This window comes from Methylomagnum ishizawai, assembly GCF_019670005.1.
GTDB classification, from domain to species: domain Bacteria; phylum Pseudomonadota; class Gammaproteobacteria; order Methylococcales; family Methylococcaceae; genus Methylomagnum; species Methylomagnum ishizawai.
Genome location: NZ_AP019783.1, coordinates 2,142,326 through 2,160,817 on the forward strand (window position 1 = coordinate 2,142,326; position 18,492 = coordinate 2,160,817).

The 18,492-nt window shown below is 64.1% G+C and carries 15 protein-coding genes; 7 read left to right on the forward strand and 8 right to left on the reverse strand.

What is annotated here, in order from left to right:
• The first annotated feature begins 39 nt into the window (after positions 1 to 39).
• The 5 genes from tgt (at position 40) to nhaD (ending at position 6,073) form a co-directional block, all read left to right on the forward strand.
• The gene (gene tgt / locus K5658_RS09815) at positions 40 to 1,146 is read left to right on the forward strand and encodes a tRNA guanosine(34) transglycosylase Tgt (RefSeq protein WP_221066748.1); all 1,107 of its coding nucleotides are present in this window, start codon (positions 40 to 42) and stop codon (positions 1,144 to 1,146) included.
• Positions 1,147 to 1,250: 104 nt separating this feature from the next.
• Positions 1,251 to 1,598, forward strand: coding sequence for a preprotein translocase subunit YajC (gene yajC / locus K5658_RS09820; protein WP_221066749.1), 348 nt, complete (start codon positions 1,251 to 1,253; stop codon positions 1,596 to 1,598).
• Positions 1,599 to 1,661: 63 nt separating this feature from the next.
• Positions 1,662 to 3,506 (forward strand): protein translocase subunit SecD, encoded by a 1,845-nt coding sequence (secD, locus tag K5658_RS09825; RefSeq protein WP_221066750.1) that lies wholly within the window; start codon positions 1,662 to 1,664, stop codon positions 3,504 to 3,506.
• Positions 3,507 to 3,518: 12 nt separating this feature from the next.
• Positions 3,519 to 4,451: a protein translocase subunit SecF gene (secF, locus tag K5658_RS09830; protein ID WP_221066751.1), complete on the forward strand. Its 933-nt coding sequence runs from the start codon at positions 3,519 to 3,521 to the stop codon at positions 4,449 to 4,451.
• Positions 4,452 to 4,642: 191 nt separating this feature from the next.
• A complete protein-coding gene (gene nhaD / locus K5658_RS09835; protein ID WP_221066752.1) occupies positions 4,643 to 6,073 on the forward strand; it encodes a sodium:proton antiporter NhaD in 1,431 nt (476 codons plus the stop codon).
• Positions 6,074 to 6,079: 6 nt separating this feature from the next.
• Here nhaD and K5658_RS09840 read toward each other — a convergent pair whose 3' ends face one another.
• Entirely contained in the window at positions 6,080 to 6,520 is a 441-nt protein-coding gene (locus K5658_RS09840; protein ID WP_221066753.1) for a hypothetical protein, read from the reverse strand.
• Positions 6,521 to 6,534: 14 nt separating this feature from the next.
• Positions 6,535 to 7,392 (reverse strand): OBAP family protein, encoded by an 858-nt coding sequence (locus tag K5658_RS09845; protein ID WP_221066754.1) that lies wholly within the window; start codon positions 7,390 to 7,392, stop codon positions 6,535 to 6,537.
• A gap of 156 nt (positions 7,393 to 7,548) precedes the next feature.
• Between K5658_RS09845 and K5658_RS09850 the strand changes: the two genes are divergently transcribed.
• Entirely contained in the window at positions 7,549 to 9,867 is a 2,319-nt protein-coding gene (locus tag K5658_RS09850) for a Tex family protein (RefSeq protein ID WP_221066755.1), read from the forward strand.
• 511 nt (positions 9,868 to 10,378) lie between these two features.
• The gene (locus tag K5658_RS09855) at positions 10,379 to 10,573 is read left to right on the forward strand and encodes a hypothetical protein (RefSeq protein ID WP_221066756.1); all 195 of its coding nucleotides are present in this window, start codon (positions 10,379 to 10,381) and stop codon (positions 10,571 to 10,573) included.
• A gap of 42 nt (positions 10,574 to 10,615) precedes the next feature.
• Here K5658_RS09855 and K5658_RS09860 read toward each other — a convergent pair whose 3' ends face one another.
• The 6 genes from K5658_RS09860 to K5658_RS09885 form a co-directional block, all read right to left on the reverse strand.
• Positions 10,616 to 11,164 (reverse strand): transposase, encoded by a 549-nt coding sequence (locus K5658_RS09860; RefSeq protein WP_246628638.1) that lies wholly within the window; start codon positions 11,162 to 11,164, stop codon positions 10,616 to 10,618.
• A gap of 17 nt (positions 11,165 to 11,181) precedes the next feature.
• Positions 11,182 to 11,730 (reverse strand): helix-turn-helix domain-containing protein, encoded by a 549-nt coding sequence (locus K5658_RS09865; protein ID WP_221066757.1) that lies wholly within the window; start codon positions 11,728 to 11,730, stop codon positions 11,182 to 11,184.
• Between the two features lie 138 nt (positions 11,731 to 11,868).
• Positions 11,869 to 12,792 (reverse strand): branched-chain amino acid transaminase, encoded by a 924-nt coding sequence (locus tag K5658_RS09870; protein WP_221066758.1) that lies wholly within the window; start codon positions 12,790 to 12,792, stop codon positions 11,869 to 11,871.
• 36 nt (positions 12,793 to 12,828) lie between these two features.
• Complete coding sequence (gene glnE, locus K5658_RS09875) at positions 12,829 to 15,669, reverse strand: bifunctional [glutamate--ammonia ligase]-adenylyl-L-tyrosine phosphorylase/[glutamate--ammonia-ligase] adenylyltransferase (protein WP_221066759.1); 2,841 nt, start codon at positions 15,667 to 15,669, stop codon at positions 12,829 to 12,831.
• Positions 15,670 to 15,822: 153 nt separating this feature from the next.
• A complete protein-coding gene (locus K5658_RS09880; RefSeq protein ID WP_221066760.1) occupies positions 15,823 to 17,568 on the reverse strand; it encodes a bifunctional metallophosphatase/5'-nucleotidase in 1,746 nt (581 codons plus the stop codon).
• A gap of 217 nt (positions 17,569 to 17,785) precedes the next feature.
• On the reverse strand, positions 17,786 to 18,472 hold the full coding sequence (locus K5658_RS09885; protein ID WP_246628608.1) for a lysophospholipid acyltransferase family protein: 687 nt from the start codon (positions 18,470 to 18,472) through the stop codon (positions 17,786 to 17,788).
• Positions 18,473 to 18,492: the final 20 nt, after the last annotated feature.

Sequence of the window (18,492 nt, forward strand, 5' to 3'; positions counted from 1 at the left end):
CCGGTGGGCCGATTTCGTTTCCGACCCCGGAAAAATCCCATGGAATTCAACATAAGCAGCACTTGCGGCGCGGCCCGCCAGGGGGAACTGGTGTTTCCCAGGGGCCGGGTGCGCACCCCGGCCTTCATGCCGGTGGGCACCTACGGCACCGTCAAGGCGATGACGCCGGAGGAACTCGCCGGCCTCGGGGCCGATATCATCCTCGGCAACACCTTCCACCTGATGCTCAGGCCCGGCACCGAAATCATCCGGTTGCACGGCGATCTGCACGGCTTCATGCACTGGCAGGGGCCGATCCTCACCGATTCCGGCGGCTTCCAGGTGTTCAGCCTCGGGGCTATGCGCAAGATCGGCGAGGCGGGGGTGCGCTTCCGCTCGCCGGTGGATGGGAGCGAGGTGTTCCTGGGACCGGAGGAATCCATGGCGGTGCAGCGCGAGCTGGGTTCCGATATCGTGATGATCTTCGACGAATGCACGCCCTATCCCGCCACCTACGAGCAGGCGGCGCAATCGATGCGGCTCTCCCTGCGCTGGGCCGGGCGCAGCCGCGTGGCCCATGGCGACAACCCGGCGGCTTTGTTCGGTATCGTGCAGGGTGGCGTATACGAGGCGCTGCGCTTGGAATCGGTCGAGGGCTTGCGGGCCATCGGCTTCGACGGCTATGCCATCGGCGGCTTGTCGGTGGGCGAACCCAAGGAAGACCGGGCGCGGGTGCTGGACGCCCTGATGCCCCGGATGCCCCAGGACAAGCCACGCTATCTGATGGGCGTGGGCACGCCCGAGGATATCGTCGAGGCGGTGCGGGTCGGCATCGATATGTTCGATTGCGTCATGCCCACCCGCAACGCCCGCAACGGCCATCTCTTCACCCGCAACGGCGCGATCCGTATCCGTAATAGCCAATACCAGCGCGATACCCGGCCCCTGGACGGGGAATGCGGCTGCTATACCTGCCGCCATTACAGCCGGTCCTATCTGCGCCACCTCGACAAATGCGGGGAAATTTTGGGCGCCCGGCTCAATACCATCCACAACCTGTTCTATTACCAGGAACTGATGGCGGGATTGCGGGCGGCCATCGGGGCGGGGAACCTGGACGGCTTCGTCGCCGATTTCTACGCCCGGCAACGGAACGGCGAAGCTTAGGGCCGTGGCCGCCACCCGGTTCCGGCTTCGTCGGCGGAGAGAAATCGTTGCGGATTTTGTGCCATAATGCCGCGCTTTATCCAACGCTAAGCAAAGGATCGATCATGGGTTTCTTCATTTCCGACGCAATGGCCGAGGCACCCGCCCAGGCCGCGCAGGCACCGGGTCTGGCCGGTTTGATCTTGCCGCTGGGCATCCTGGCGGTGTTCTACTTCCTGTTCGTGATGCCCCAGCAAAAGCGCAACAAGGAACAGAAAAAGATGCTCGACAGCCTCGGCAAGGGGGCGGAGGTCGTCACCACCGGCGGTATCCTGGGCAAGGTCTCCGACCTCGACGACAGCTTCGTCCAGCTCGAGCTTTCCGACAACGTCCATATCTACGTGCAGCGCCACGCCATCGCGTCCCTGGTTCCCAAGGGCACCTACAAGGCCAGGAAGAAGGCCGAAAAATAATAAACGGGAGTCCTTCCATCGCGGATGCCTTCCCCCGGCATCGCCCGCTATTAGGCAGCAACCATGCGAAACAGCTTTCCACTTTGGAAAAACCTTTTGATACTCGCCGTGCTGGCGCTCGCGGTCATTTACGCGCTGCCCAACCTATTCGGCGAAGACCCTTCGGTCCAGCTTTCCCCGTCCAGGGGCGCGAAGCTGGACCAGACCACCGTCGAGAAGGTCGAAAAACTCCTGGGCGACGCCGGGCTGAAACCCAAATCGGTCGAACTGGCGGACAAGCGCTTGTTGATCCGCTACGCCCAGACCGATAACCAGATCAAGGCCGCCGACGCCCTGCAAACCGGCATGGGCGACAACTACGTGGTGGCGCTCAACCTCGCCCCCGCGACCCCGGATTGGCTCCGCGCCTTGGGCGCCAAGCCCATGTACCTGGGCCTCGACCTCCGGGGCGGCGTGCATTTCCTGATGCAGGTCGATACCGACGCCGCCCTGACCCAGGCCGAGGAACGCTACGCCGAGGACATCCGCTCCCTGCTGCGGGAAAGCAAGGTCCGCTATCAATCGGTGGACCGCGATGGCAAGGCCGTGGTGGTGAAATTCGCCGACCTCGCCACCCTGGGCCAAGCCAAGGACATCATCAAGCGCGAAGTGCGCGGCTTGGCCCTGGACATCCAGGACACCGTGATCCGCGGCACCCTCACCGAACCCGAGCAACGCGAAATCCGCCGCCTCGCCGTGGCCCAGAACATCACCACCCTGCGCAACCGCGTCAACGAACTGGGCGTGGCCGAACCCTTGATCCAACAGCAGGGCGAGGACCGTATCGTGGTGCAGTTGCCCGGCGTGCAGGATACCGCCCGCGCCAAGGAAATCCTGGGCGCGACCGCGACTTTGGAATTCCGGCTGGTCGATACCGAACACCCGACCCCCACCGAAGAAAGCAAGACCCCCATCGGTTCCCGGCTCTACAAGGACCGCAATGGCAGGCCCCTCCTGCTGCAACGCAAGATCATCGTCACCGGCGACCAGATCGTCGATTCCTCTTCCGGCCTGGAACAGCAATCCGGTTCGGCGGCGGTGTTCGTGACCTTGAACGGTCCCGGTTCCCGTAAGATGGCCGATGTCAGCCGCGAGAACATCGGCAAGCCGATGGCCGTGGTCTACATCGAGAACAAGGCCGAGACCAAGGAGGTCGATGGCCAGAAGGTGACGACGCACCGCAAGGTGGAGGAAGTCATCAACGTGGCGACCATCCGCGACCGCCTGGGCAAGCGCTTCCAGATTTCCGGGCTGGACAGCACCGAGGAAGCCCGCAACCTCGCCCTGTTGCTGCGGGCCGGCGCCCTGGCCGCGCCGGTCGATATCGTCGAGGAACGCACCATCGGTCCCAGCATGGGCAAGGAGAACATCGAGCGCGGCGTGAGTTCCAACGGCTATGGCTTCGTCGCCATCGCGATATTCATGATCGTGTATTACCGCGTGTTCGGCTTGTTCTCGATCCTGGCCTTGGGTTCCAACGTCTTGCTCCTGGTCGCGACGTTGTCGGTGATGCAGGCGACCTTGACCCTGCCCGGCCTCGCCGGTATCGCGCTCACGGTGGGCATGGCCATCGATGCCAACGTCCTCATCAACGAGCGCATCCGCGAGGAACTGCGCCTGGGCATCTCGCCGCAGCTCGCCATCTATGCCGGCTATGAACGCGCCTTCGCCACCATCCTCGATTCCAACGTGACCACCTTCGTGGCCGGTGTCGCCTTGTTCATGCTGGGTTCGGGGCCGGTACGCGGGTTCGCGGCGGTCTTGTGCATCGGCATCCTGACCTCGATCTTCAGCGCCGTGGTGGTTTCGCGGGCGCTGGTCAATCTCACCTATGGTCAGCGCCGCAAGCTGACCCAGCTAGCCATCTAAGGGGGCGGTTCCATGGAGCTTTTCAAAATCAAGCATGACATCCCGTTCATGCGCTATGGGAAGGTCACCACCGCCATCTCCTTGGTGACGTTCATCCTGGCGGTGTTGGCCTTGGTCTTCCGCGGCTTGAACCTGGGGATCGACTTCACCGGCGGCATGTTGATCGAGGTCAGTTATTCGCAGCCCGCCAATATCGAGGCCATCCGCACCGCCCTGGAAAAGCAGGAAATGAGCGAGGTGGCGGTGCAGAATTTCGGCACCTCCAAGGAAGTGCTGATCCGCCTGCCGCTGAAAGAGGGCGTGAAGGGTCCGCAACTGAGCGAGCAAGTCCTGTCCAGCCTCAAGGCCCAGGACGCTTCGGCGACCTTGCGCCGGGTGGAGTTCGTGGGTCCGCAGGTCGGGCAGGAACTCTACGAGAGCGGGGTGTTGGCCCTGCTCCTGGTGGCGTTCGGCATCATGGCCTATTTGTCGCTGCGGTTCGCCTGGCGCTTCTCGGTGGCGGCGATCATCGCCAACATGCACGATATCGTGATCATCCTCGGCATGTTCGCCTTCTTCCAATGGGAATTCACCCTGAGCGTCCTGGCCGGCATCCTCGCCATCCTGGGCTATTCGGTGAATGAATCGGTGGTGGTGTTCGACCGGGTGCGCGAGAATTTCCGCAAGATGCGCCGCGCCAGCGTGACCGAGGTCATCGACAACGCCATCACCGCCACCATGTCGCGCACCGTCATCACCCACAGCATGACCCAGTTGATGGTGTTGGCGATGTTCTTCTTGGGCGGCGAGGCGCTGCACAACTTCGCCCTGGCCCTGACCATCGGCATCGTGTTCGGCATCTATTCGTCGGTGCTGGTGGCCTGTCCCGTGGCCTTGGCATTGGGTGTGAGCCGGGCCGATTTGCTATTGCCGGAGAAGGGGCAGCCCGTCGATAACCGTCCTTGAGGCGGGTTCGATATCCATGGAAAAGGCCGCATCAGCGGCCTTTTTCTTTGCCCGCGCCCAAGCCCGGCCGACGGGACGGGATTCCCAAGTGTGGTTGGGGGGCGATGGTGTTTTTACGCAAAATTTACCGCGCTTCGTATTTAATGGCGCGGAATCCATCGATTTCGGTTCGTGAATGAGGAGCTTTCAGTATGGCCAAGCGCACGCTGGCTTTGTGTTTCCTGTTGTCCATCCCCCTGGCCGCGGCGTCCGGCGAAATCCAAGAACCCCCGCCCGCCCTTGCCCATATCGACCTGACCCACCATTTCATCGGCTATCTCGCCATCGCCATCACGGTCCTGGCCTATATCCTCGCCATGACCGAGGAAACCACCGACCTTAGGAAATCCAAGCCCATGGTGATGGGCGCGGCCCTGGTCTGGTTCGCCATCTGCATCCAATACGCCCTGGTCGGCGATCCCAAGCCGGCCGTGACCGCCTTCGAGAGCAACCTCCTGGCCTATGCCGAATTGCTGCTGTTCATCCTGGTGTCCATGACCTATCTCAACGCCATGGAGGACCGGGGCATTTTCGACGCGCTCCGGGTCTGGCTGCTCAACCGCGAATTCAGCTACCGGCAGTTGTTCTGGATCACCGGCGGCTTGGCTTTCGTGATTTCCACCGCCGTCAGCGGTTTGGCGGTGGGGCTGTTGATGGGCGCGGTGGCGGCGGCGGTCGGCAAGCACGAACCCAAGTTCGTGGCGCTGGCCTGCGTCAATATCGTGGTGGCGACCAATGCCGGGGGGTCGTTCTGTCCCTTGGGCGGCATCTCCACCTTGTTCGTCTGGCAGAGCGGCATCGTCGAGTTCGCCGAATTCTTCCGGCTGGCGGTGCCTTGCTTGGTGAATTTCCTGGTGCCCGCCCTGGTCATGCATTTTTTCGTGCCCAGGGAATGCCCGGTGGTATCGCGGCGGCAGGTGGTGTTGCGGCGGGGGGCCAAGCGGATCATCGCCTTGTTCGTGCTGACCCTGGCGATCACCGTGGCTTCGGATGTGTTCCTGAAGCTGCCGCCCGCCGCCGGCATGATGGCGGGTTTGGGTTTGTTGCAGTTCTTCAGTTTCTATCTGCTGCGGACCGCTCCCGAACCGGACGGCTCCGAACGCCTGGGCGATCCCAAGGCCGTCAACTGGTTGGACGACCGCGATTACGATATTTTCCAGAAGATCGGCAATCTGGAATGGGATACCTTGCTGTTTTTCTATGGGGCGATGATGTTGATCGGGGCCTTGGGCTTCATCGGTTATCTCGACGCCATCGCCCAATTCCTGTTCGGCCAGATCAGCCCGACCTTGGCGAATATCCTGATCGGGCTCTCTTCGGCCTTCGTGGACAACGGCACCCTGATGTTCGCGGTGTTGGCGATGCACCCGGATATTTCCGAGGGCCAATGGTTGCTCCTGACCTTGACCCTGGGCGTGGGGGGTAGCCTGCTCGCCATCGGTTCGGCGCCCGGCGTGGGTTTGCTGGGGCAGATCAAGGGCGTTTATACCTTCGGGTTCCACCTGCGCTGGTTCCCGGTGATTTTGCTCGGGTATTTCGCCAGCGTGGCCGCGCATTTCTGGGTGAATGCGCGGTATTTCTGAAGACTTTCAGGCTTTGCGGATTTGCGCAGGGAGGCCACCCTGAGCCGTGGCCGCGGGAAGGTCGAGCAGGGTTTGCAGCGCGTATTTCTCGCGGTCGATTTCCCGGCGGGTCCGCACGCCCAGCCGCCGCAACAGCGTTATCGGTGGGCACCAGCCCTGTAGCGCGTGTTGTAGCAGGAAGCCGACCACGCCCGTGGATAACAACAACCAATTGCGGTTGCGGGTTTTGGAGAACAACAGGCCCAGTAGGGACAGGGCGGCGGCATTGGTTTCCAGGATGCGCTCGATATCCCATTCCCGGTCCAGGGCGTCGATGCGGCGGGCAATCGCTTCTTTCGGTTGGCCGGCGTAATAACGGAGGTGGGTGTGGGTCTCGGCGTCGATCCAGGCGTTGACTTCGTCCGGTGTGTGGCGGCGGACACGGTCGGTTTCGTCGGGATTGGGCATGGGGGTTGGCCTCCTCAAAGAGGGTGTTTCGACGGTGCGATCTTGGGGGGAAGGGTTTGGGGTGGTTTGGGCGCTTCCAACACCGGCTTACGCTCGCTCACGCCGGGAATGGGGTTGGTCGCGCCGACAAACTTCCCTTTGAGCGCCTCCACCCCAACCTGGGGCCGGGCCGAGGACACCAGTTGCGCCCGCTTGCTGCGTTCCTGGCTGTTATCCACCCCCATCCGCCGATCCCGCTGTTCCACCAAACCCGGCAAGGCCTCGCCATCGTGGTTGAACGACCATTCCAACATGGGCGGGCCGACGGGCAGGGCATCGGGCGGAAGGCCGAACGGGGCCGCGTTCCACAGATGCCAAGTCTTGCCATAGCTGTTCAGCTTGCCGCTCAGCAAGGCCATTTCGGCGATTTCCGGCATCCCCGGCACCATGAGCTGGCCGGACAGGATTTCATAATTGTGCGGATGCCAGTAGCCGCGTTCGGTCTCCGGCAGCGCATCGAACAGGCGCTCGGAAATGATGTACTCGATGCCGATCAGGTGGGCCTGGTCGCCAGCGCCGTCGAACAGCACGCACTGGGAGAATTCCTCGTTCATCTGGTGGCAGTAATGGTGGGCCTCGGTTTGCAGGGCCGGATTGTCCTTGGCGGCGTGGAAACCGGCCATATAGGTATCCAGGCCGCGCAAGGGGGGGCGGACGGGCAAGGCCGCGGCGGGCGGGGCGGATATGTCCTGGCCCGGCGCTTGTACGGCGGGCGGTGGCGGCGGCGCGGGGCTGCGTTGTCCGCAACCAAACAATAGCCCGGCCCATAGCAACACGATCCAGGCACCGGCATGGCGGTCGATGCGGCGAGCGGAATTACCGGAATGATCCATGATGCCTCCTTGTCGAGAATTCCCTGGACCGGCATTCTCGATCCGCTCCACCCGTCCGGCAATCGGTGAATCTGCCTACCCTATTGCGGAGGCCGAACCACCCTGGGTTTACTGATAAAATCGCTCCTCTTTTGTTTCACAGTTCGAGGATGCTTGATGGATATCATCGCCCGCCTCGCCGAAGAACTCGGCGTCAGAGCGCAACAGGTCAAAGCCACGGTGGATTTGCTGGACGAGGGCTCGACCGTGCCCTTCATCGCCCGCTATCGCAAGGAAGCCACGGGCGGACTGGACGACGGCCAGTTGCGGACGCTGGAAACCCGCCTCGGCTATTTGCGCGAACTGGAGGAGCGGCGCGGCACCGTGCTCGACAGCATCCGCGAGCAGGGCAAGCTCACCCCCGAACTGGAAGCGGCGATCCACGCCGCCGACACCAAGACCCTGCTGGAAGACCTTTATCTTCCCTACAAGCCCAAGCGCCGCAGCAAGGCCCAGATCGCCCGCGAGGCCGGCTTGGAACCCTTGGCGCTCGACCTCCTGGCAAACCCCGAATTGGACCCCGAAGCCGAGGCGGCCAAATTCCTCAACCCCGAACAAGGGGTTGAAGACGCGGCGGCGGCCTTGGAAGGGGCGCGGCAAATCCTGATGGAACGCTTCGCCGAAAACGCCGCGCTGACCGGCGAATTGCGCGAGAAGGTGTGGGGCGAAGCCGTATTGGTGGCGAGCGTGGCCGAAGGTAAAGAAGACGCCGGGGCCAAGTTCCGCGATTATTTCGACCACCGCGAGCCGCTGACCCAACTCCCGTCGCACCGTATCCTGGCCTTGCTGCGCGGACGCAACGAGAATGTATTGAACCTCACCCTGAAAGTCGCCGAGGACGAGGAAGCCGGCCACCAAGCCGCCGAGGGCGCGATCAGCCGGACCTTCGGCATCGCCGACCGGGGCCGTCCCGCCGACCGCTGGCTGCTGGACACCGTGCGCCACGCCTGGAAGGTCAAGCTGCTGACCCGCATCGACACCGATTTGCGCCAGCGCCTCAAGGAAGCCGCCGAGGAAGAAGCCATCCGGGTGTTCGCCAAGAACCTCAAGGATTTGCTGTTGGCCGCGCCCGCCGGTCCCCGCGTCACCCTGGGGCTCGATCCGGGGCTCCGCACCGGGGTCAAGGTGGCGGTGGTGGACAAGACCGGCAAGCTGCTGGAAACCGCCACCATCTATCCCCATGTCCCCAAAAACCAATGGGACGAATCCATCGCCACCCTGGCCGGGCTGGTCGCGAAACACCGCGTCAGCCTGATCGCCATCGGCAACGGCACCGCCTCCCGCGAAACCGACCAGCTCGCCGCCGACCTCATCAAGCGCCACAACCTCGTGGCCGTGACCAAGATCATGGTGTCGGAGGCCGGGGCGTCGGTGTATTCGGCCTCGGAACTGGGGGCGCAGGAATTCCCCAAGCTCGATGTTTCGCTGCGCGGGGCCGTGTCCATCGCCCGCCGCCTGCAAGACCCCTTGGCCGAACTGGTCAAGATCGAGCCCAAGGCCATCGGCGTCGGCCAATACCAGCACGATGTCAACCAGACCCAGTTGGCGCGGAGCCTCGACGCCGTGGTCGAGGATTGCGTGAACGCGGTCGGGGTGGACGTGAACACGGCGTCGGCTTCGCTCTTGCGCTATGTTTCCGGCCTGTCGCCGACCTTGAGCCGCAATATCGTCGAATTCCGCAACCAGAACGGTCCGTTCAAATGCCGGACCGATTTGAAGAAAGTGACGCGGCTCGGCGAAAAAACCTTCGAGCAGGCGGCGGGTTTCCTCCGCATCATGGGTGGCGACGATCCACTCGACGCCTCCGCCGTCCACCCGGAAGCCTATCCCGTGGTCGAGCGCCTGATCGAGCGCACCGGTAAGGGCATCGGCGAATTGATCGGCAATGTCGAATTCCTGCGGAGCGTCAACGCCGAAACCTACACCGATGAGCGCTTCGGCCTGCCCACCGTCACCGATATCCTCAAGGAATTGGAAAAACCGGGCCGCGACCCCCGCCCCGAATTCAAGACCGCCCAATTCAAGGAAGGCGTCGATAAGCTGGAAGACCTGAAACCCGGCATGGCCCTGGAGGGCGTGGTGACCAATGTCACCAACTTCGGGGCGTTCGTGGATATCGGCGTGCATCAGGATGGGCTGGTGCATATTTCCCACTTGGCCGATAAATTCGTGAAAGACCCCGCCGAGGTGGTGAAGACCGGCGCGGTGGTCAAGGTCCGGGTGCTGGAAGTGGATGTGGCCCGCAAGCGCATTTCGCTGACCATGAAGAGCGACACCAAGCCGGAAGCGGGCGCGATGGCGGGCAAGCCCAATCCGCGCCCCGCGCCGACGGCGGGCAAGGGCGGCGACAAGCCCCGCAAGCCGCGCCCGGAAGAACCCAAGCTCCAAGGGGCGATGGCGGATGCCTTGGCCCGCGCCTTGAAGCGGGGCAATTAGGTCTTGGATCACGACCGCAGCACAAGTTGCTGTTCTCCCATGCCGAGATGGTGGCGGACCTCTTGCGCGGCTTCGTGCATGAGGATTGGGTGCGGGAACTCGATTGCTCCACTCTGGAGAAGGTCAACGGCCATTGTGTGAGCGACGACAACTCCGCCTCCACGGCCTTCTCGATCAAGCCACGGGCACCACGGCGCAGCAATTTCGTCAGCGAATCGCCCATTGCCCCTGGCTGGCCCCAGGCTCCTGCGGTATCTTTTTCATCGGCGTACCTCTTCGTCAGTCTGAAACGCGATCTCGTCAATCCCATTTCAGCAGGGTACGCCGCCCTCCCTCAATCCAGACCCGTACACCACTTCCGTTATAGCTCGGCAGAGAGTCGGACGGCACGACCCGGACCCAGGCGGAGGAGTTCATAGAAAAAGTTCGGCAGGATGCCAAGCATGACCGGCTTGCGCTTCCCAAGGGTCGGAAAATAGCCCTAACTTTCCGCGAAGCCGCCGTCAAATATTTGGAAAAATTGGCGGAGGAGAGTGGTAAAGATATTCCCAAGAAACGCCAGCGTTTAGAGCAGCACCTTATACCGTTCTTCGGGGATATGCCGCTTGGGAAAATCAGTGGTTTTGATTTGGAGCGCTACAAGAAACAGCGCCGTGAAGAAGCAGCCGCCAAGAGCAATAGCCGGGGGCAGGGGAAAGTAACTTAGGTTCTGTTGACCAGATGCGTTTAAATATACTCCCTTCCCGCCCTAAGACCCCCCACTTTTTGGCAGGCGGTAGATATGGCTGAGAATGTTCTTGACCTGCTGGGGTGTTTGGGGAGGGGCCTGGGCCAAGTGCCGATGGACGCGCTCGGCCCGCTGCTGGACCGTCATGGCATGGGGCAGGTGGTAGAGGGAGTTCTTCCTGACGAGGCGGATGAGGTATTCGGCCGGGTTGAACTTGGGGGAGTAGGCCGGGGTGTGGAGGAAGTGCACGGCGATGCCCTGGGCCAGGGGGATTTCCGCCAGCAACTCGGCCAGAGCGGCCTTCATGGAGTCGTTGTGGATGGAGCAGTTGTCGAGGATGCACAGGGTCTGGCGGAAGCCCAGGCTGGCGTAGCGCAGGACGATCAGGGCGATGACGTAAACGGCGTTCGGGGTTTTGGCCTGGGGTTGGAAGTCCACGGTGGTCTGGCCGCTGCCCAGGTCCAGGGCCAGGAAACCGTTCAGTTTCTCCCGCCGCTTCTCGTTGCTCGGCGGCGCCGGGGCGGTGTTCTTCTCCGCCCAGGCGTAGTGGGTGCAGGTCGTGGACAGCAGCGCGAACTCGTCGAGGGCTACGAGGGCGGTGCCGGGGTCGGCCTCGGCGGTTTTTTTTCGAGCGCCTCCACGAAGCCGGCCCGCTCGGCGGGCTGGGCGGGGCCGTAGTCGCGGTGGGCGCGCTGGTGGGAGAGGCCCAGTTCGTCGAAGATTTCGTAAAGCCGGTTGGCGCTCAGCGGCAGGCCCCACTTCTCAACGAGCAAACCCTGGACGTGGGCCGCCGTCCATTGGTAACTGTCGATGCCATAGTCCGCCGGCGTCTTGTGGAGCAGGATGTAGCGCAGGACCTTGCGCCGCTGCGGGTTCAGGGCTTGCGGGCGGGGCCGCCTTTGCGGGGCCAGCAGGGCGTCGAAGCCACCATGCAGGTAGCTGTCCAGCCACTTCTCCAGCGTCTTGCGCTGGACTCCCTGGCTGCGGCAGACCCCGGCCATGCTCTCGCCGTCCCACAGGGCCTTCAAGGCCAGCAGCCTACGCCGTCGGCTTTGCTGCTGGTGGCGGTAGAACAGCGCCTGCCACCGTTCACGGTCCTGCGGGGCCAGCCGTTGGATGCGGATACAGCGGTTCATCGTGCCTTTCCCAGTCCAGTTCGATTGCCTATAAGCTTAGTCGTTCTTTAGACGGGAAGGGAGTAATACAAATTTTCAAAGCATCAACCACAAAAAAAGGGGCTTTCCAGCCCCTTTTTTAATCTCGCGGATATTCGCTCAATCCACGTAATTCAACCATTCCCCATGGTCTTCCCGCCGCCCATGCACATAATCGAAGTACAGGGTTTGCAGCTTGGCGGTGATGGGGCCGCGCCCGCCCGCGCCGATGATCCGGCCATCGAGTTCGCGGATCGGGGTGACTTCCGCCGCCGTGCCGGTGAAGAAGGCTTCGTCGGCGACATAGACCTCGTCGCGGGTAATGCGCTTCTCGACCACTTCCAAACCCTGCTCCGCCGCGAGGGTGCAGATGGTTTCGCGGGTGATGCCTTCCAGGGCCGAGGTCAGGTCCGGGGTGTAGAGCTTGCCCCGGCGCACGATGAAGATGTTCTCGCCGCTGCCTTCCGCCACATAGCCTTCGTGGTCCAGCAACAGCGCCTCGTCGCAGCCGCATTCGACCGCTTCGCGCACCGCCAGGATGGAATTCAGGTAGTTGCCGTTGGCCTTGGCCTTGCACATCACGCTGTTGACGTGGTTGCGGACATAGGAGGAGGTGCGGACCTTGATGCCGCGTTCCATGTTCTCCTGGCCCAGGTAGCTGCCCCATTCCCAGGCGGCGACCATGACATGGACCTTGATGTTCTTGGCGTGCAGGCCCATGCCCTCGGAACCGAAGAAGCACATCGGGCGGATATAGGCGCTGGCCAGCTGGTTGCGGCTGACGGCCTCGCGCTGGGCCTGGTCGAGCGTGTCCTTGTCGAAGGGCATCGCCATGTTCATGATGTGGGCGGAACGGAACAGCCGGTCGGTGTGGTCGCGCAGGCGGAAGATCGCCGCGCCGCGTTCCGTCTGGTAGGCGCGGAGTCCTTCGAAGACGCCGCAGCCGTAATGCAGGGTATGGGTCAACACATGCACCTTGGCGTCGCGCCAGGGTAGCCATTCGCCGTCGAGCCAGATGACGCCGTCTTTGTCATCCATCGCCATCAGTCTTTCTCCGAGTGCTTGTAGTGGAAGGGGGAATCAGCGCTCCATATGGTCCCGCCAAAGGCGTTGGACCTCCGCGCGGAGTTCCGGATATTGGTCCGTGGGGGCCAGGGTGGGGATGTCCAGCAGCGCGGCGCGGTGGATGCGCTCGCGGAATTGGCAATAGGCCCGCCGCAGCAGTCCAGCGGCGTCCTGATCCAGGAATCCCGCCGCCGTGAGGGAGTCGAGTTGGCGCACCACATCGGTCCATTCGGTCAGGGATTCCCGGTCGTGGGCGCCCGAAAGAACCCCGAATTGTACAAGAAACTCGATATCGACGATACCGCCGGCATCTTGTTTCAAATTGAAGAAACCGGGTTCCTTGGAGCCGAGATTGGCCCGCATCTTCTCGCGCATGTCGCGGACTTCGGCGCGGAGCCGGTCGGTGTCGCGGGGCCGCCGCAGGGATTGGGCGCGGATGGCGCGGAATTTCTCCCCGACCTTGGGATCGCCCGCCACGCAGCGGGCCTTGACCAGGGCTTGCTGTTCCCAGGTCCAGGCGCTTTCCATCTGGTAGTTCTCGTAGGCTTCCAGGCTGCTGACCAAAAGCCCCGAATTGCCCGAGGGCCGCAGCCGCAAATCCACTTCGTACAGGACGCCCGCCGGGGTGTTGGTGGTGAGCAGATGGATGATGCGCTTGCCGACGCGGGCGTAGAACTCGGCGCTGGTGACGGGTTTCGCGCCGGTGGTGGGCGTGGTGCCGTGGCCGTCGTAGAGGAACACCAAGTCCAGGTCCGAGCCATAGCCCAGTTCGAAGCCGCCCAGCTTGCCATAGGCGACGACCGCGAAGCCGCAGGCCCGGTCGGAACCGGCGCAGGGGGGCGGGCCGTGCTTGGCCGCCGTCATCCGCCAGGACTGGGCGAGGGCTTCGGCCAGCACGGTTTCGGCGATATAGGTGAGGTAGTCGCTCACCACCATGATCGGGATGGCCCCGGACAAATCCGCCGCCGCCACCCGCAGCACATTGGCCTGTTTGAACTGGCGCAGGACGATCATCAGGTGTTCCTGGTCGTCCGGGTTCACCGCTTCCAGCCGCCGGGCCAGGTCGCGTTCCAGTTCGGCCTTGGACAGCGGCGTGTACAGGCTGCGCGGGTCCAGCAGTTCGTCGAGCAACAGGGGATGGCGGGCGATATGGTTGACGATCCAGGGGCTGCCCGCCGCCAAGCGCACCAATTGCGCCAAAGCCTCCGGGTTTTCCGCCAGCAGGGTCAGGTAGACGTTGCGGCTGGCGATGGCTTCCAACAATCCCAGCAGCCGTTCCAGGGCCGCTTCCGGCAGGTCCGTGGTGGCGGTGGCGCGTAGCAGCTTGGGCAAGAGGCGGCGCAGTTCGGTCTCGCCGCGCTGGGTGAGATGGCGGACGGCGTGGGTGGCGCGGAAGCGCTCCAGATGCAGGGCGGCGGGTTCCGGGTTCTGCCAGCCCAGGTTCGCCAGCGCGGCCCGCAGCGATTCCCGTTCGGCGTGGAGCGCCCAGGTTTCCGCCGCCTCGGCCTGCCCGCCGGTCACGACTTGGCGGAAGATTTCATCCACCCCGGCCCGCACCGCATCCAGTTCCCGCTTGAAACCCTCCCAATCGGCGTGGCCCAGCGCATGGGCGATGGCGAGCCGTTGCCGGGGATCGTGGGGCAGGTCGTGGGTCTGGCGGTCGGCGTATTGCTGCAAGCGGTTCTCGACCGTGCGGAGATGGCGATAGGCCGCCCGCAACCGCGCCACCACCTCCGGCGGCAACAGCCGCAGTTCGCCCAGGCTGTCCAGCACCCGCAAAATCCGCCGTTCCCGCAAGCGCGGTTCCTGTCCGCCCCGGATCAACTGGAAGGCTTGGCCGATGAATTCGATTTCGCGGATGCCGCCGGGGCCGAGCTTCACATTGTCCTGGCGGTCCTTGCGGGCCAGTTCGCGGGAAATCTTCTGCTTGAGGTCGCGCAATTCGCCCAGGGCGCGGTAGTCGAGATAGCGCCGGTACACGAACGGGCGCAGGAAGCTTTCCAATTCCGCCCCCGCCGCCAAATCCCCGGCGAGGGTCCGCGCCTTGACCATGGCGTAGCGCTCCCATTCCCGCGCCTGGCCTTGGTAATAGGCTTCCAGCGCGGCGAAGCTCATGACCGGCGGGCCGCTCTCGCCGAAGGGCCGCAGCCGGGTATCGACCCGGAACACGAAGCCGTCCTCGGTCACGGCGTCCAGGGTTTTCACCAGGTTCCGCGCCAGCCGGGCGTAGAACTCGGAATAGTGGGTGGCTTTCTTGTCGGGCAGGATGCCGTCGTCGCGGTAGGCGAAGATCAGGTCGATGTCGGAGGAAAAATTGAGTTCCCATGCCCCCAGCTTGCCCATTCCCAACACCACCAGCGATTGCGGCTCGCCCTGGGCGTTGACCGGCGTGCCACGGGCCGCGCACGCCTGTTGGAACAGGAAATCCAGGCTGTGGCGGACGCAGGTTTCGGCCAGCAGCGACATATCGCCCAAGGTTTCGTCCAGGTCGGCCCAGCCCGCGATATCGCGCCAGGCGATGCGGACCATCTCCAGGTTGCGGAAGCGGCGTAGGACGGCCATGAGATCGGTTTCGCCCGCGACTTTTTCCAGCCTTTGGCCGAGGCGCTCGGTGTATTCGCCTTCGCGGTTCGGGCGCAGCAGCCGCCCGGATTCGAGCAACTCGGCCAGGAGGGCGGGACGGCGCACGCATTCCTGGGCCACGAAGGGGCTGGCGGACCAGACCAGGGGCAGGGCGGTTTCGACCTCGGGCGGGAAATCCGGTACGGCGGCACCGGCGCGGGCGAGGTATTCGGTCCAGGCCAGGGCGATGGGGGGGCGCAAGGCTGCGGGGAGGGCTTCGGGGTTGGGCGGCATGGGCGTCGGCGGCTGGTGGTGGTGGGATTGCCGACATTGTAGCAATCGGCTTGGGTTCCGCTGGCCGCGCCCAGGCTTGGCGGTTCCGCCGTTGAAGAAAAAGGCGGAGGGAGCGCCCGGCCCCATCCGCCGTGGTTCAGGCCGCGCCGGGGATTACGGCAAGGGCTGGATGCGGTCCAGCGTCGGCGGGGCGATGGGCGAATGCGCCCGGAAATAGGCTTCCAGCGCGTCGCTGTCCAAAGCGCCGCCCAGGCGGTTGGTGCCCTGGGTCAGCACGCTGAAGTTGTCGCCGCCGTCGGCCAGGAAGCTGTTGACGGTGATGCGGTAGCTGGCGGCGGGATCGACCACGACGCCGCCGATCTTGATGCTGGCCGGATCGACCTTGTCGCAGGCCGGGCCGCTGGCGCTCCAGGCGTAGCCGACGCTGGCGGAGGGCAGCAGGATGCGGTTGAAGGGCTGGTTGTTGGCGCAGCCGGTGAATTGCTGTTCCAGCAGGGTTTCGATCTGCGCCCCGGTCAGGGTGAGGGTCACGAGGCTGTTGCCGAAGGGTTGCACGGTGAAGGCTTCGCCGAAGGTCACGTTGCCATCGCCCTCGCCGGCGGCGCTGCCCGCGAACAGGAGGTCGGCCCGCACGCCGCCCGGATTCATGAACGCGGCCACCGCGCCGCCGAAGCCGGGGGCCTGGGTGGCTTCCCATTGGGCGTCGGCGATCACGTCGCCCATGGCGTTCTCGCCGCCCGCGCTGTTGGCGCGGGTCAGGTCGGCGGTGATGCTGCCGATGGTGCGGTTGGCGATGGGACCGGCCAGCGACTTGTAGCCATCGACGATCTGCTTGATGCCGGCGTCGGGGGTGATGGCGGCGTTGCGGCGGTCCACGACCACGTTGGTGGCGTTGACGCTGATGACGTTGCCGGAGGTCTTGTTCAGGACCATGTCGATATCGGTATAGACCCGGCCCTGGCTGTTGGCGCTGGTGACCGGGATCGAACGGCCCACCCGGTTCGGCAGCCTACAGTTGTAGGCTTGGTGGGTGTGGCCGGAAATCACCAGGTCGATGCGGTTGTTGAGTCCGGCGACGATGGACTTGATGGGGGAGCCGTCCAGGTTGCCGTCGCAGGTGTTGATGGTCGCCGCCGCCTGGGTGACGGGGAGGGTGCCGCCCTGGTGGATCAACACCACCACCGCCTTCGCGCCCTGCGCCAGCAATTCGCGGCTGGCTTGGTTGATGGTGTGGGCCTCGTCCTTGAACTTGAGCCCGGCCACGCCGCTGGGGGTGACGATGGTCGGGGTTTCCTTCAGGGTCACGCCGATGAAGCCGACCTTGACGCCTTCGTATTGCTTGATGGTGTAGGCCGGAAAAATGGTCTGGCGGGTGGCTTTTTCGACCACGTTCGCCGCCAGGAATTGGAAGGCGGCGCCCTCGAACGGGACCGGGGTGCCCACCGCCGCGCCTTGGCAGCTATTGGGGTCGGTCGGATGGCAGCCGCCGTTCTGCATCCGCAGCAGTTCGGCCTTGCCCTCGTCGAACTCGTGGTTGCCGACGGCGTTGATTTCGAGGCCGGCCCGGTTCATGGTCTCGATGGTGGGTTCGTCGTGGAACAGCGCGGACAGCAGCGGGGTGGCCCCGATCAGGTCGCCCGCCGACACCACCACGGTGTTGGGGTTCTTGGCCTTGAGGTCGGCGATGGAGCCGGCCAGCCAGTCGATGCCACCGACCGGAATGGTCGCGCTGGCGTCGGTCGGCAGGTTGCGGAAATTACCGGGGGATTCCAATTGGCCGTGGAAGTCGTTGATGGCGACGATTTTCAGGTGGACTTTGTTGCCGGTGCCGGTGGCATGGCCGATCCCGCAGCCCGCCAGGATCAATGCGACCGCCGATGCGATGTGACGTGGGTTCATGCGAAGTTACCTTGATTTGGTTTTGTCGTTGCGGTGGGGTCCGGGGTGGCGGCGCGGGTGTTTGGCGTTGGGGAAGCTGGCCGTGCCGCCGCCATGGAGCGGGGCAGGATGCTAGTGGACCATTGTGAAGGGCGGCGCAAGGAAGCGTGAAGCTCTGGTGACGCGGGGGGGAGGGCGCGTTCCGGTCGCGATGGAACCCGCCCTGTCGAAGCGGCGCTTATCCGGTGGTTTCCCGCGGTGCCGATGCCGCTTGGGCATAGGGACCGGAGCCGGTGATTTCGGCCATTTGCGCTTCGATCCAGGCTTCGGCGCGGCGGTTGACCTCGCCGCCGCCTACCTCGGCGGCGTCGATGGCCGGGCCGATGCGGACCTGGATCACGCCGGGGAATTTCAAGAAGCCGTTCTTGGCCCAGTATTCCCCGGCGTTGTGCGCCACCGGCACCACCGGGCAGGCGGCGCGGTGGGCCAGCATCCCGCCGCTGCCGCCGTACTGGCCTTTCTGGCCGGGCGCGACGCGGGTGCCTTCCGGGAACAACACCACCCAGCGCCCCGCCTGGATGCGGGCCGCGCCATCCCGGAGGATTTGCTTGAGCGCCTGCGATTTGGCCTGGCGGTCGATGGCGATGGGTTCCTGGGTCGCCATGGCCCAGCCCCAGATGGGGATGCGCAGCAGTTCCTGTTTCAGGATGAACACCACCGGCGGGAAGATCGCCTGCAAGGCAATCGTCTCGAAGGCCGATTGATGCTTGCAGATGACGACGCCGTTGCGGGCCGGGATGTTCTCCAGGCCATGGACTTCGTAGCGGAGGCCGCACACGGTCTTCAACAGCCAGAGGCAGAACCGCACCCAGAGGTTGGCGGCGGCGTAGCGGGTCTCGAAACGGAACGGCTTCAGCATCAGCATGGCCGGTCCGATCAAAAGGG